Here is a 14,403-nt window from a genome sequence, read left to right on the forward strand (position 1 = left end):
ACGTCTCACGCGTTGGACAGGGACACCTCGGTGGACTTGATGAGTGCCACGACCTGGGAACCGGCGGCCAGACCGAGCTCCAGGGCCGCGTCCTTGGTGATGGCGGAGGTCAGCTCGCCGCCCGCGACCTCGACCTCGACGCGGGCCATGGCTCCGCCGGTGGTGACGCCGGTGACCGTGCCCGGCAGCTGGTTGCGGATGCTCACCCCGTCCACCGGGCCGGTGGCCAGGGACACCTCCGTCGACTTGACCAGGGCGCGCACGGTGGATCCGGTGGTCAGCCCCAGGTCCTGTACGGCCTCCCGGGTGACGGCCGCGGTGATCTCCTGGCCGCCGTCGAGACGGACCTTCACCGTCGCCATCACCTCGCCCGGAGTGACGGAGCTGACGGTACCGGGGAGCTGGTTGCGGATGCTCAGGCTCATGGGGGAGGCCTCGATTGCGGTGAGGGGTGGTGAGTTTGGTGAGCTATGTGCAGTTTGCCGCAATTGGCGCTCCGGCGACCGCGTCGCGGACCGTGTCGCTGTTGGGCCGAACGGGTGACCATGCGTAAGAATTGCCCGGTGCAGACAACGAGTGCGAGCCGGCAGCAAGAGGTGTGGCGCGGTGCGCCTCGTTCAAGGATGGCGGCGGGCGACGGGTGGGAGCTCCAGTGAACAGCCACGACGTCACCGACGAACAGTGGGAGGGGCTCGCCCAGGTCGTTCCGTTGCGGGGCCGGGACGCGTGGCCGTCGGCGGTCGATCACCGGTCGATACCCGAGGCCCCGACCGAGGCCCGCCGCCGTTTCGTGGTCCTGCGGGTCAATGTGTTCGCGGACGCCCGCGACGTCGCCGAGACACTGATGGCGGGCATCCCCGTGCTGCTCGACCTGACCGGCGCGGAGACCGAGGTCGCCAAGCGGGTCCTGGACTTCAGCACGGGTGTGGTCTTCGGACTGGCGAGCGGCATGCACCGGGTCGACCGGAACGTGTTCCTGCTGACGCCGCCGGGGACCGAGGTGCGGGGGCTGATGGAGGGGGCGGGCGTTCCCGGGGTCTGACCTCGTGGCCGAGTCGGCGACGGTACGACGGGTTCCGGACCCGGGCGCGGGCGGCGCGGTCCCTCGATCGTAGGAAGATCTCCTGGGTGGAACGGTTCGCCTGACGGCGGAGGCCTACCGTCCGGATATGACCCTGTCATCCCCGGAGGCCCCCGCGGCGGCGGAGGCGCGCCCCGACCGCCCGGGCGTCACCGAGCTGCGGCTCGCCGCCTTCGCCACACACCGCCGCGTCCGGTTCCCGCTCGGACCGCTCACCCTCGTCACCGGCCCGAGCGGCAGCGGCAAGACCGCCGCCCTGCGGGCGTACGAGGCCCTGGCACGGCTCGGCAGCGGCGCCGAGCTCGGCGAGGTGTTCCCGGACCCGGTCACCTGTGTGCCGGAACGGGCCCGGCCCGACGCCCAGCACCGACGGGGCTTCCGTATCGGCTGCACGGTCGACGGTCCCGAGGGCCCCGTGCGGCTCGACGTCGCCGTCCAGGCCGAGCCCGAACTGCGCATCGTGGGCGAGCGGTTGACGGCGAACGGGCAGACCCTGCTGGAGACGGCGCTGCGCGACCCGGGCCGCCCGGTCGTGCAGGCGGCCTGGCACACGGCGGGCGCGTCCGCGGTGACCCGCGGCCCGCTCCCCGACGACCGCCTCGGCACCGCCCTCCTGCCCCTGCGGGTCGCGGGCCGCACGGACGGCGAACGCCAAGTCCTCGCCGCCGCCGAGCAGATGGTCCTCGCACTGCGCTCCGTCTACGCCTGCGACCCGGGCCCGCGCCACATGCGCGCACCCGCCCCGGTCGGCTCGGGCCGCCTGCTGCGGGGCTGCGACAACCTGGCCGAAGTGCTCTGGCGCACAAGATCGGAGTGTGGCCACCGCTACGCGCACCTGGTCGCCGCGGTACGGGCCGGATGCGCGGGCACGGTCGCGGACGTACTGGCCGAGCCGCTCGGCGACGGCAGGGTGCGCGCGCTCCTCGACCGCGGCGACGGCGTGCGTACGCACCTCGGGCTGCTCGGCGACGGCGAGTTGCGGTATCTCGCGCTGGCCCTGGTACTGCTCACCGGGCCCGGAGTGCTGGAGGTCGACCAGGCGGGAGAGGTCCCCGCCGCGCTCCAGTCGCTGACGGTCCTGGCCGACGGCTTCGACCGCTGCCTGGACGCCCGGCAGGCGGGCGAGCTGGTGCGGCTGGCGGCGCGGATGTGCGAGCGCGGGCACATCCGGCTGGTGGGGGCGGTGAGCGACGCCTCTTGGGCCTGCGGGGTGGCCGGGGTCACGGTGGTAGACCTTTAGCCGTGACAGAACTGGACGTAGCGAAGCTGCAGCGCAGACTGGCCGAGTTCGCGGCCGCGCGGAACTGGCAGCCGTACCACACCCCCAAGAACCTGGTCGCCGCGCTGAGCGTGGAGGCCTCCGAACTGGTCGAGATCTTCCAGTGGTTGACGCCGGAGGAGTCGGCCCGGGTCATGGACGACGCGGACACCGCCCACCGCGTCACCGACGAGGTCGCGGACGTCCTGGCGTATCTGCTCCAGCTGTGCGAGGTGCTCGGCATCGACCCGCTCGCCGCGCTCGACGCGAAGATCGACCGGAACGAGCGGAGGTTTCCGGCGCCGGAGGGGTCGTGAGGGGGCGTAAGGGGACTGCCACGGAGGGAGGAGCGAGCAAGTTCGTCACTCTATGGAGTCAGCGAGTTGTCCACACCCAAGTCCGTGTCCACAGATTTCGGGCTTCCTCTGGCTTTTCGTCCTATCGAGCTTCACTCTGGGTAGTGGACAAGGGAGTTCGGGCGGACGTGCGACGAGCGCGTCGGGAAAGACGGGGGCAGCCCATGGAGGCGGTGCGGCTCATCGTGGCGAGCAGGCGTGCCCTGGCGGAGAGCGGTGACACCCCGGAGGTGATGGCGGAAGCGTGGCAGGCACAGTCCCTGGCCCAGGCGATAGGCAGCCGCTTCGCCGTCTCCGGACCTCCTGAACTGCGGGGCGAGGCCCTCGGGCTGACCGAGCTGGCGGGCCGGGGTTGCGGAGTCCTCGACACTCCCGCCCTCGGAGTGGGTGCCTTACGCGCCGCCCAGCTCACCGAGTTGGGCGACGCCCGCGAGGCACTGCTCTGCCTCGGCGGTCTCCTCGGCGAGGTCGGCATCGCCCTCGTCGGGATCGCCTGCGCGGCGGACGACGAGGGGACGTACTGGCAGTGCATGGAGGCCATCGACGCGGCGGACGAATCCCGTGACCGGGTACTGGAGATGCTGAGACGCCTGGCGGTGCGGGACGAGAAGAGGGTGGTGGAGCGGGATTCGGCAGCGGGGTAGCTGTTCCCGCCCCGTAAGGGGCGCGGGGGACTGCGCGACGAGCCCCCACCCACCCGCACGGACGAAGGAGTTGACCGGGCGCTCGGGCCGCTACCCGAGCCGGGACATTACCTCGGTCGCGATCAACTCCAGGTGATCCAGGTCGTCGAGGTCCAGCATCTGGAGATACATCCGCTGCGATCCAACGGCCTCGTACTGAGCGATCCGCTCGACGACTTCCGCGGGCGAGCCCGCGAGCCCGTTCGCCTTGAGCTCCTCGACGTCACGGCCAATGGCATCGGCCCGACGCTTCACCTCGCCGTCGGTCTTCCCGACACAGGCGACGAGCGCGTTGGAGTACACCAGCTCGTCCCCCTTGCGCCCGGCCTGCTCGGCCGCCGCGCGCACCCGGGCGAACTGCTGCTCCGTGTCCGCGATGGATGCGAAGGGGATGTTGAACTCGTCGGCGTACCGCGCCGCGAGCGCCGGGGTCCGCTTGGCTCCATGTCCGCCGATGATGACGGGCACCTTCGACTGCGCGGGCTTCGGCAGCGCGGGAGAGTCCTTGAGCTGGTAGTACTTCCCCTCGAAGGTGAACCGCTCGCCGACCGGTGTGGCCCAGAGACCGGTGACGACGGCGAGCTGTTCCTCCAGCCGGCCGAACTTCTCCTTCGGGAACGGAATGCCGTACGCCTCGTGCTCGGCCTCGTACCAGCCGGACCCGAGACCGAGCTCCACGCGCCCGCCCGACATCTGGTCGACCTGCGCGACCTGGATCGCGAGGACGCCGGGCAGCCGGAAGGTCCCGGCGGTCATCAGGGTGCCGAGGTGGATGCGGCTCGTCTCACGGGCGAGGCCGGCAAGTGTGATCCATGCGTCGGTGGGCCCGGGGAGGCCGCTGACGGATCCCATGTGCAAGTAATGGTCCGAGCGGAAAAAGGCTCCGTAGTTGAGGTCTTCTGCGGCCTTGGCGACGCGGAGCAGCGTCTCGTAGGTGGCGCCTTGCTGCGGTTCTGTGAAGACACGAAGATCCATGCATCCATCATGCACCGGTCACAACTGCCGCCCCGCCGTGAACCGCTGGCACCTCCGCAACCGTGGACCGACTTCGGGTCGGGGAACGCGAGGCACCCTAGGCGGCGGGCTGGGCAGGCTCGGCGGTCCAGGTGATCCGAGGGGGCTCGACCCGCGCGCAGAGGGGGTTGCCGCACGCGTCGGTCAGGCCGAGGCGTCCGACCAGCAGGCCCTCGCGTGCCGCCGTGGCGAGCACCTCGGCGGGGACGGAGTCGAGCATGAGCTTGGCGCGACGGAACATCGTGAAGGTGCCGGACTCGTCGACCGTGCCCCACGAGAGGTAGATGAACCGGCGGCCCAGACGGTGCTGCACATAGGGGCCCTTCACATCGGTGCCGGTCGGCGAGACGGTCGCGGTGCACTCCAGGGTCCAGGTCGCGGACGGGGCGTCGCCCGGCTGTGGTTCGAGGAGTTCGGCCGGACGGTCGCGGCGTTGGACGGCGACATGGATGTTGTCGTACGCGGGGACGTTGCCGTCGGCGGGGGCAGGGCAGGTGAGTCCGGGCAGGTCGACGGCGTCGATACGGATGCGCATACCGGCCATCATCCCCGGGGCGGGCGGCGTCGTCGTACGCGGGCAGTTCACCTGTCCTCTTACGCGGGCCCTTCACCATGGAGTCGTTTTGCCGAATCGGCAACAAGCCTCGCGAGGACCGCGCGCGTGCCACAGGATCGGGAATCGATCTCAGCCAGGACAAGTCAGCGAACCGTGGAGGATTCATGTCGCAGCAGACCGCGGACGTCACCCACCGGCTGGTCGCCGCGCCCGCGGGCCGGATCCACCTCGTGGAGCAGGGCACGGGGCCGCTGGTGCTGCTCGTGCACGGGTTCCCGGAGTCCTGGTACTCCTGGCGCCATCAGCTGCCGGTACTGGCCGCGGCCGGGTACCGCGCGGTCGCCGTCGACGTGCGCGGCTACGGCCGTTCGTCCAAGCCCGATGCCACGGACGCGTACCGCATGCTCGAACTGGTCGAGGACAACGCGGCGGTGGTGCGGACCCTCGGCGAGCGGCGGGCCGTGATCGTCGGGCACGACTGGGGAGCGGCCATCGCGGCCCACTCGGCCCTGGTCCGACCGGACGTCTTCCGCGCCGTGGGGCTGCTCAGCGTGCCCTACGCCCCGCCCGGCGGACCGCGGCCCAGCGAGGTCTTCGCGCGGATGAGCGGGGGCGGGGGAGACGAGTTCTACGTCTCCTACTTCCAGGAGCCCGGCCGCGCCGAGGCCGAGATCGAGCCCGATGTGCGCGGCTGGCTCGCGGGTTTCTACGCCGCCCTCTCCGCCGACACCATGCCCCAACCCGGCGCACCCGACCCGCACTTCGTCGGCCGGGGCGGGATGCTGCGCGACCGGTTCCCCGCCGGCCCGTTGCCCGCCTGGCTCGGTGAGAAGGATCTCGACGTCTACGCCGAGGAGTTCGAGCGGACCGGTATGACCGGGCCGCTCAACCGCTACCGGAACATGGACCGGGACTGGGAGGATCTCGCCGACTTCGACGGCGCCCCCCTCACCCAGCCGTCCCTCTTCATCGGCGGCGGCCTGGACGCCTCCACCACGTGGATGGCCGACGCGATCAAGGCCTATCCCACCACCCTGCCCGGCCTGGTCTCCTCCCACGTCCTCGACGGCTGCGGCCACTGGATCCAACAGGAGCGTCCGGCGGAGATCAACCGGCTGCTGACCGACTGGCTCGCGTCCTTGCCGTCCTGAGGGCTCCTTCCCGTTCTTCCGTTCCTGGCCTCAGGCCTCCGTCTCCGGAGGCCTGGGGCTTTGTCGTCGCGCTCCCGGCCACGGGGTCGGCTCGGCTTGGCGGAATACGGGTGGGGGTATACGCTGCTCCGGCGGGTGGATACCCCCCCTGGTATCTGAGGCGAAGAGGAGAGTGCCGGTATGTCGCTCTCCCTCTTCCTCGCTGTTTTCCGGCCCAAGTAGTGGAGTGATGTGCGATGTTCGGTTTCCTGCGCGGCGGCCCCGGCCGTCTGACCCCCGCCGAGGCCCATGCCCGCACGAGTGCGAGTGACGCGGTCCTGCTCGATGTGCGAGAGAGGTCGGAGTGGCAGGCCGGGCATGCTCCGGCTGCCGTCCATCTGCCGCTGGGCAGCTTGCTGGCCGGGGCCTCGCTGCCGAGCGCGGCGCAGGGCAGGCCGGTCGTGGCGATCTGTCGCGGTGGGCGCCGTTCGCGCCAGGCGGCCAAGGCGCTGGCCGGGCGGGGAGTGGACGTCGTCGACGTCAACGGCGGAATGAATGCCTGGCGGCAGGCCGGGCTGCCGGTGGTCGACGGGCGCGGCAGGCCCGGCACCGTCGCCTGACGCCGCACCCGCCCTGACTTCCGCGCACCCCCACGCATACGGGTGGGGGTATCCCTTTCGTCTGACCTCATTTATACCCCCAGGGGTATAGCGCACATGCATGAAGGAGTCCCCCATGACCAGCACCGGCAGGGTCGTCACCCCGCCCGCGGCCGCGGAACCCGCCGCTCCTGGCGGCTCCCCGCCCGGCCTTCTCGGCCGTCTGGGGCTGTGGTCCGCCGCCCATCTGCGGCTGGTCGCGGTGATCTGGCTGGCCCTGGTCGCGGGGCTCGGTGCGCTCGCCCCCTCGGCGACCTCCGCGCTGGCGGGGGCGGGCTGGCAGGCCGACGGCTCGGAATCCGTCGCCGTACGCGAACTCGCGCAGAAGCACTTCGGCGGCAATTCCTCCGCCGCCCTGCAAGTCGTCGTCAAGGCCGATCGGCCGGTCGCCGATTCGGCCGTGCAGGATGTCATCGGCGAGGCGACCGCGCTGCTGAAGGCCGACCCGGACATCTCCGAAGTCGTCGCCCCGCAGCCCGGATCCACCATCAGCCGCGACGGCAGGACAGCGATCATCCTGGGCGGCGCGGCCTCCGGCACCAACGAGATGGTCAAGGCCGCCGAAGCCCTCAAGGACCCGCTGACCGCCCTGTCGACCGACGGCATCCAGGTGAGCGCCACGGGTTCGTCCATGATGTGGAGCGACTTCAACACCGCCAGCCACGACGCGATGATGAAGTCCGAAATGCTGTCCTGGCCGGTCACGCTCGGCATTCTCGTGCTGGCCTTCGGCACCCTGGTCGCCGCCGGACTCCCGCTTCTGCTCACCGTGGCGGGGCTCGCCGCCTCCGCCGGGACCCTCGTCCTGCTCGATCACGTCACGCCCGTGTCGATCTGGGCGATGAACTTCGCGATGATGTTCGCCCTCGCGCTGGGCATCGACTATGCGCTGTTCCTCGTCGTACGTTTCCGGGCCGCCCTCGCCCGGCACGGCGATGCCCGGCGGGCGGTGGGCGAGACCATGGACACCGCGGGCAAGGCCGTCCTGCTCTCCGGGGTCACCGTCGTGGCCAGCCTCGGTGTCGTACTGCTCGTGCCCTCGCCCGCCTTCCGGACCATGGCGCTGGGCATCATGCTCGCCGTCGCCTTCGTCCTGGCCGCCACCCTCACCCTGCTGCCCGCCGTCCTCGGTAAGCTCGGCACCAAGGTCAACTCCGGTGCCCTGCCCTGGCGTCGCGGCAAGACCGAACCCGTCGGCGGGTCACCGCGCTTCGGCTCCTGGGGTGAGCGACTGTGGGCGCATCCACTGCGCTACGGCATCCCCGCCCTGGTCGTGCTCGTGGCGCTGGCCGTGCCGATCGTCGGCCTGAAGGTCGCGATGCCGTCCATCGACGTCGTACCGGACGACTCCTCCTCGCACACCGGCTACACCGCCGTACAGAAGGCGTTCGGCGACGGCGCCGCCGGCACGCTGCAGATCATCACCCCCGCGGCCGCGGCCGAAGCGACCACCGCCGTGCTCAAGGGCAATTCCGGGATCGCCGCCGTGATGCCTGCCACGAACGCGGCCGACGGCTCCGGACTCACGCTCATCCAGGCGGTCCCCACGGTGGACCCCTCGGACGCCGCCCTCTCCGCCACCGTCGACCAACTCCGCGCCGACCTGCCGGACCGGGCGCTGGTCGGCGGCGCCGCCGTGGAGAACCTCGACCTGCAGAGTGTCCTGGACGAGAAGACCCCGATCGTCATCGGCACCATCCTCGCCCTGGGGTTCCTGCTGCTGCTCTTCGCGCTCCAGGCCCCACTGGTCGCGCTGCTCGGCACCGTCACCAACCTGCTGGCCACGGGGGCCGCCTTCGGTGCGGCCCGGCTGATCTTCCAGGAGGGCCACGGTGCGAGCCTGCTCGGCTTCACCCCGCAGGGGTTCATGGACGGCTGGGGGCCGGTCTTCTTCTTCGCCATGATCTTCGCGATCGCCATGGACTACACCGTCTTCCTGCTGTCCTCCGCCAAGGAGCAGTACGAGCAGACGGGCGACCCGCGCAAGGCCATGGTGGGCGCGCTGGCCCACTCCGGGCGCGTCATCTTCGCCGCGGCGGCCGTCATGGTCGCCGTCTTCTTCACCTTCGCGCTGTCGGGGCCGCTGCCGCCCAAGGAGATGGGCATCATCCTCGGTCTGGCGGTGCTCCTCGACGCCGTCCTCGTACGACTCGTGCTGCTGCCCGTCCTGCTCCGGCTGACCGGACGCGCCGCTTGGTGGAGCCCCGCGTGGCTGCACAAGGTGCTGCCCGACATCAAGTTCTCGCACGACTGACCCACCCCCCCCCGTGATCGGTGGCCTCGGGCTCCGCTCGGGGGCACCGATACCCCAGGGGGTACCATGGCGCAAGGAAGAACCCACCAGGAGGACCCGCTCATGGCCATGCCCGTCGATGAGGAAGCCAGCACCGCCATCCTCAACCGCCTGCGCCGCGCCCAGGGGCAGCTCGCCGGCGTCATCGCCATGATCGAGGCCGGCCGCGACTGCAAGGACGTCGTCACCCAACTCGCCGCCGTCTCCCGGGCCCTGGACCGGGCCGGCTTCAAGATCGTCGCCAGCGGTATGCGCCAGTGCATGGCGGCCGCCGACAAGGACACGCCCCCCATGACCGAAGCGGAACTCGAGAAGCTCTTCCTCGCCCTCGCCTGAGAGTCGACGCCCCTCGGCCGGATGTCGGAAGCGGGGCCCTGGCCAGGACGCACTGTGGCGATGCCTGGACGAGCACGGCGCCGTCGTCTTCGTCCACCCGGCCGACCTTCCGGCGCCCGCCGTCGAGAACATCCCGCCCTTCGCGGCCGACTTCCTCCTCGACACCACCCGGGCCGCCTACCTCCTCGTACGCAACGGCGTGGTGCGCACGTACCCGAACATCCGGTTCATCCTCAGCCACGCGGGGGGCTTCGTCCCCTACGCCTCCCATCGCATGGCCGTCGCCATCGCGAGCGACACCGGCCGGAGCCCCCTGGAGGTGCTGGAAGACTTCCGCGGCTTCTACTTCGACACCGCGCTGTCCTCCAGCCCCGCCGCCCTGCCCACCCTGCTCGCCTTCACCTGCCCCGGGCACATCCTGTTCGGCAGCGACTGGCCCTTCGCCCCCACCCCGGCCGGCCAGTACTTCGCGAACGGCCTCGACACCGGAGTCGACCCCGGCACCCTTCGGGCCATCAACCGCACCAACGCCGAAGCCCTCTTTCCCCGCCTGGCCGGCACCCCGTGCCGACTCCGGCCCGCCCGGCCCCGATTCGCCTGCGCCGGGCCGCGCAGCGGGCCGCCGCCCGCCTCTTCTTCAAGCTCGTCCAACCCGGCACCGACTGAGGCGAGCGAGAGCCGCGGTGGAAAAATGCCTGAGTATGCCCAGGGTGTTCGCTGTACGTTGGGCAGGCGCGCCGAACAAGGGGCGCCGCGCGGGGGGCTGACCGCAGCGCGGCGTACGCACCGCTACGAGGGCGAGGAAGCGCCTGGAGCAGTGATCACCCGGGCGCGTTCTCCCCCAGCTGCGATGCACCGGATCCCGGCGTGTGTGCACGCGATGTGCACGGCTTTGCCGCACGCCAAGTATCCGCAGCTCAGCAGACGTTTCGAGGCAGACCCACTGTGTTCCTGACGATCAGTACCACCGGTACCCCAGAGCGCCCCGCGACCGACCTCGGCTTTCTGCTGCACAAGCATCCCGACAAGGGGCAGGCGTTCTCGACCTCCTACGGCACGGCGCACGTCCTCTACCCGGAGGCGTCCGTCGAGCGGTGCACGGCCGCGCTGCTGCTCGAGGTCGACGCGGTGGCGCTGGTCCGGCGTGGCAAGGGCAAGGGCCGTGGCGGGGCGCCCGACGCCGCGCTCGCCCAGTACGTCAACGACCGCCCGTACGCGGCCTCCTCCTTGCTCGCCGTGGCGCTGAGCGCTGTGTTCTCCAGCGCGATGAAGGGCCAGTGCACCGCGAAGCCCGAACTGCCGGAGCAGACCAGGCCGCTGCGGATCGAGGTGCCCGCGCTGCCCGCCCGCGGCGGCGCCGACCTCGTACGGGCGCTGTTCGAGCCGCTCGGATGGACGGTGACGGTCGAGGCCGTGGCGCTGGACGAGCAGTTCCCCGAATGGGGCGACTCCCGCTACGTCCGTCTGGAACTGGAAGCGACGCGGCTGACGCTCGCCGAGGCCCTGCGCCACCTCTACGTGCTGCTCCCGGTGCTCGACGACGCCAAGCACTACTGGGTGTCGTCCGACGAGGTCGACAAGCTGCTGCGGGCCGGTGAGGGCTGGCTGCCGGACCACCCGGAGCAGAAGCTGATCACCAGCCGGTATCTTTCGCGCCGCTGGTCGCTGACCCGTGAGGCGATGGAGCGGCTGGAGCTCGTACGGCTGGCCGAGGCCGACGACACCGAGGTCGAGGAGATCGACAACGCGGTCGGCGAAGAGACGGCTGCATTCGATGACGAAGAGGACTCAGAGAAGCCGGTGCCGCTCGCCGTGCAGCGCCGGGACGCGATCCTCGCCGCGCTGCACGCGTCGGGCGCGGGCCGCGTCCTCGATCTCGGCTGTGGACAGGGCCAGTTGGTGCAGGCGCTGCTCAAGGACACGCGGTTCACCGAGATCGTCGGCGTCGACGTGTCGATGCGTGCGCTCACCATCGCCTCGCGGCGGCTCAAGCTGGACCGCATGGGCGAGCGGCAGGCATCGCGCGTACAGCTCTTGCAGGGCTCGCTCGCCTACACCGACAAACGCCTCAAGGGGTACGACGCCGCCGTGCTCAGCGAGGTCGTCGAGCACCTCGACCTGCCCCGGCTGCCCGCCCTGGAGTACGCGGTGTTCGGCTCCGCACGCCCGAGGACGGTCCTCGTGACGACGCCGAACGTCGAGTACAACGTCCGCTGGGAGACCCTCCCGGCCGGACACTCCCGGCACGGCGACCACCGCTTCGAATGGACGCGGGAGGAGTTCCGGACCTGGGCGCGGACGGTCGCCGAGCGACACGGGTACGACGTGGAGTTCACGCCCGTCGGACCTGACGACCCCGAAGTGGGCCCGCCCACGCAGATGGCCACATTCACGCTCACCGCCCCGAAGGAGGAGAAGGCCGCATGACGAACGAGACGCACGCCAGGGCGCGCACCCTGCCCGTGACCGACCTTTCCCTCGTGGTGCTGATCGGCGCGTCCGGCTCGGGCAAGTCCACCTTCGCCCGCAAGCACTTCAAGCAGACCGAGGTGATCTCGTCCGACTTCTGCCGCGGCCTGGTCGCCGACGACGAGAACGACCAGAGCGCCAGCGGTGACGCCTTCGACATACTGCACTACATCGCGGGCAAGCGGCTCGCGGCGGGCCGGCGAACGGTCGTGGACGCCACCAACGTCCAGCAGGAGAGCCGCCGCCAGCTGATCGAACTCGCCAAGAAGTACGACGTGTTGCCCATCGCGATCGTGCTGGACGTGCCGGAGGAGGTGTGCGCCGAGCGCAACGCCGCCCGTACCGACCGCGCCGACATGCCGCGCCGCGTCATCCAGCGCCACATCCGCGAACTCCGTCGCTCGCTGCGTCACTTGGAGCGCGAGGGGTTCAGAAAGGTGCACGTCCTGCGTGGTGTGGAGGAGATCGAGAGCGCCGAGGTCAGCACCGAGAAGCGGTTCAACGACCTGACCCACCTCACCGGACCCTTCGACATCATCGGCGACATCCACGGCTGCGCCTCGGAACTGGAGAGCCTGCTCGGCAAGCTCGGTTACGTCGACGGGACGCACCCGCAGGGCCGTACGGCCGTCTTCGTCGGCGACCTCGTCGACCGCGGCCCGGACACCCCGGGCGTACTGCGCCGGGTGATGTCCATGGTCGGCTCGGGCAGCGCCCTGTGCGTGCCCGGCAACCACGAGAACAAGTACGGGCGTTACCTCAAGGGCCGCAAGGTCCAGCACACGCACGGCCTCGCCGAGACGATCGAGCAGATGGAGGGGGAGAGCGAGGAGTTCAGGAAGCAGGTGCGGGAGTTCCTGGAGGGACTCGTCAGTCACTACGTGCTCGACGGGGGCAAGCTCGTCGTCTGCCATGCCGGCCTGCCCGAGAAGTACCACGGGCGGACCTCCGGCCGGGTGCGCTCGCACGCGCTGTACGGCGACACGACCGGTGAGACGGACGAGTTCGGACTGCCGGTGCGCTATCCGTGGGCGGAGGAGTACCGGGGCCGCGCGGCCGTCGTCTACGGTCACACCCCGGTCCCGACGGCCACCTGGCTGAACAACACCATCTGCCTCGACACGGGTGCCGTCTTCGGCGGCAAGCTCACCGCGCTGCGCTGGCCGGAGCGCGAACTCGTCGACGTACCGGCCGAGCAGGTCTGGTACGAGCCCACGCGGCCGCTCGCCTCCGAGGCGCCCGGCGGCCACGAGGGCCGTCCGCTCGACCTCGCGGATGTGCACGGACGACGGGTCGTCGAGACGCGGCACGCCGGACGCGTGTCGGTCCGCGAGGAGAACGCGGCGGCGGCCCTGGAGGTCATGAGCCGCTTCGCGGTGGACCCACGGCTGCTGCCGTACCTGCCGCCGACCATGGCACCGACCGCGACCTCGCACATCGAGGCCCGCGGCGGAGCCGCTGATGAACATTTCCTGGAGCACCCCGCCGAAGCCTTCGCGCAGTACAAGGAGGACGGGGTCGCCCGGGTCGTGTGCGAGGAGAAGCACATGGGCTCGCGGGCGGTGGCGCTGGTCTGCCGGGACGCGGGAGTGGCGCGCGAGCGCTTCGGTGTGGACGGTCCCACGGGGTCGCTCTACACCCGCACCGGCCGTCCCTTCTTCGACGACGCCGCCGTCACCGAGGAGATCCTCGGCCGGGTGCGGGCCGCCGCGACCGAGGCGGGGCTCTGGAAGGAACTCGAGACGGACTGGCTGCTGCTCGACGCCGAGTTGCTGCCGTGGTCGCTGAAGGCGTCCGGGCTGCTGCGCAGTCAGTACGCGGCGGTCGGCGCCGCGTCCGGAGCCGCGTTCCCGGGAGCGCTGGCCGCGCTCGAAGGGGCCGCGGAGCGCGGGGTCGACGTACGGGACCTGCTGGCGCGGCAGCGTGAACGCGCCGCGGACGCCAAGGCGTTCACGGACGCCTACCGGCGCTACTGCTGGACCACCCAGGGCCTCGACGGTGTCCGACTGGCACCCTTCCAGATCCTCGCCGTCCAGGGCCGGAGCCTCGCCGCCCTGCCGCACGACGAGCAGCTCGCGCTGATCGACCGGCTCGTGGAGCACGACGGGAGCGGTCTGCTGCAGACCACCCGACGGCTCTTCGTCGACACCGGAGACCCGGAGTCGGTGCGGGCCGGCGTCGACTGGTGGCTGGAGATGACGGACCGCGGGGGCGAGGGCATGGTCGTCAAGCCGGTCGATGCGGTGGTGCGCGGTGCGCAGGGGCGGCTTGTGCAGCCCGGCATCAAGTGCCGGGGGCGTGAGTACCTGCGGATCATCTACGGTCCGGAGTACACGCGTCCCGAGAACCTCGCGCGGCTGCGGGGACGGTTCCTGAACCACAAGCGGTCGCTCGCGATCCGGGAGTACGCGCTGGGGCTCGAAGCCCTCGACCGGCTCGCGGAGGGCGAGCCGTTGTGGCGGGTGCACGAGGCCGTGTTCGGGGTACTGGCGCTGGAGTCGGAGCCGGTGGACCCGAGGCTGTGAGGTTCTCGCCCCCTCCGCCCCTGCCCTCCCCCACTCTCGGCTT

At 71.0% G+C, this 14,403-nt stretch carries 14 protein-coding genes; 11 read left to right on the top strand and 3 right to left on the bottom strand.

Translation table 11 applies throughout. From position 1 onward, the window contains the following. Nucleotides 1-5: 5 nt before the first annotated feature. Complete coding sequence (locus tag ACZ4RZ_RS26970) at nt 6-425, bottom strand: TOBE domain-containing protein (RefSeq protein WP_467748331.1); 420 nt, start codon at nt 423-425, stop codon at nt 6-8. 227 nt (nt 426-652) lie between these two features. Here ACZ4RZ_RS26970 and ACZ4RZ_RS26975 point away from each other — a divergent pair, with 227 nt between their 5' ends. The 4 genes from ACZ4RZ_RS26975 (at nt 653) to ACZ4RZ_RS26990 (ending at nt 3,339) form a co-directional block, all read left to right on the top strand. Then, complete coding sequence (locus ACZ4RZ_RS26975; RefSeq protein WP_467748333.1) at nt 653-1,042, top strand: cell division protein SepF; 390 nt, start codon at nt 653-655, stop codon at nt 1,040-1,042. A gap of 127 nt (nt 1,043-1,169) precedes the next feature. Then, the gene (locus ACZ4RZ_RS26980) at nt 1,170-2,321 is read left to right on the top strand and encodes an AAA family ATPase (RefSeq protein ID WP_467748335.1); all 1,152 of its coding nucleotides are present in this window, start codon (nt 1,170-1,172) and stop codon (nt 2,319-2,321) included. Between the two features lie 2 nt (nt 2,322-2,323). Beyond that, nucleotides 2,324-2,656 (top strand): nucleotide pyrophosphohydrolase, encoded by a 333-nt coding sequence (locus tag ACZ4RZ_RS26985; protein WP_467748336.1) that lies wholly within the window; start codon nt 2,324-2,326, stop codon nt 2,654-2,656. A 203-nt stretch (nt 2,657-2,859) separates the two neighbouring features. Then, entirely contained in the window at nt 2,860-3,339 is a 480-nt protein-coding gene (locus ACZ4RZ_RS26990) for a DUF6099 family protein (RefSeq protein WP_467748623.1), read from the top strand. 90 nt (nt 3,340-3,429) lie between these two features. Here the strand turns inward: ACZ4RZ_RS26990 and ACZ4RZ_RS26995 are convergent, their stop codons facing one another. Both ACZ4RZ_RS26995 and ACZ4RZ_RS27000 read right to left on the bottom strand, forming a co-directional pair. Next, a complete protein-coding gene (locus ACZ4RZ_RS26995) occupies nt 3,430-4,353 on the bottom strand; it encodes an LLM class F420-dependent oxidoreductase (RefSeq protein WP_467748337.1) in 924 nt (307 codons plus the stop codon). Nucleotides 4,354-4,450: 97 nt separating this feature from the next. Next, on the bottom strand, nt 4,451-4,927 hold the full coding sequence (locus ACZ4RZ_RS27000) for a DUF5990 family protein (RefSeq protein ID WP_467748339.1): 477 nt from the start codon (nt 4,925-4,927) through the stop codon (nt 4,451-4,453). 185 nt (nt 4,928-5,112) lie between these two features. On the opposite strand from ACZ4RZ_RS27000, the gene ACZ4RZ_RS27005 reads away from it, so the two are divergent. From ACZ4RZ_RS27005 to ACZ4RZ_RS27035, 7 genes are all read left to right on the top strand, one after another. Beyond that, nucleotides 5,113-6,099, top strand: a complete 987-nt coding sequence (locus ACZ4RZ_RS27005) for an alpha/beta fold hydrolase (RefSeq protein WP_467748340.1) — start codon at nt 5,113-5,115, stop codon at nt 6,097-6,099. A 236-nt stretch (nt 6,100-6,335) separates the two neighbouring features. Beyond that, nucleotides 6,336-6,698: a rhodanese-like domain-containing protein gene (locus ACZ4RZ_RS27010; RefSeq protein WP_467748342.1), complete on the top strand. Its 363-nt coding sequence runs from the start codon at nt 6,336-6,338 to the stop codon at nt 6,696-6,698. 115 nt (nt 6,699-6,813) lie between these two features. Next, nucleotides 6,814-8,991: an MMPL family transporter gene (locus ACZ4RZ_RS27015; RefSeq protein WP_467748344.1), complete on the top strand. Its 2,178-nt coding sequence runs from the start codon at nt 6,814-6,816 to the stop codon at nt 8,989-8,991. 108 nt (nt 8,992-9,099) lie between these two features. Continuing rightward, the gene (locus tag ACZ4RZ_RS27020; protein ID WP_467748625.1) at nt 9,100-9,366 is read left to right on the top strand and encodes a metal-sensitive transcriptional regulator; all 267 of its coding nucleotides are present in this window, start codon (nt 9,100-9,102) and stop codon (nt 9,364-9,366) included. 64 nt (nt 9,367-9,430) lie between these two features. Further along, a complete protein-coding gene (locus ACZ4RZ_RS27025; RefSeq protein ID WP_467748626.1) occupies nt 9,431-10,321 on the top strand; it encodes an amidohydrolase family protein in 891 nt (296 codons plus the stop codon). Continuing rightward, nucleotides 10,312-11,793, top strand: coding sequence for a 3' terminal RNA ribose 2'-O-methyltransferase Hen1 (locus ACZ4RZ_RS27030; protein ID WP_467748345.1), 1,482 nt, complete (start codon nt 10,312-10,314; stop codon nt 11,791-11,793). Before ACZ4RZ_RS27025 ends, ACZ4RZ_RS27030 begins: the two co-directional genes overlap by 10 nt. After that, nucleotides 11,790-14,360, top strand: a complete 2,571-nt coding sequence (locus ACZ4RZ_RS27035) for a polynucleotide kinase-phosphatase (protein WP_467748347.1) — start codon at nt 11,790-11,792, stop codon at nt 14,358-14,360. Before ACZ4RZ_RS27030 ends, ACZ4RZ_RS27035 begins: the two co-directional genes overlap by 4 nt. The last annotated feature ends 43 nt before the right edge of the window (nt 14,361-14,403 follow it).

The sequence above is a fragment of the Streptomyces sp. NPDC027189 genome (assembly GCF_055566975.1).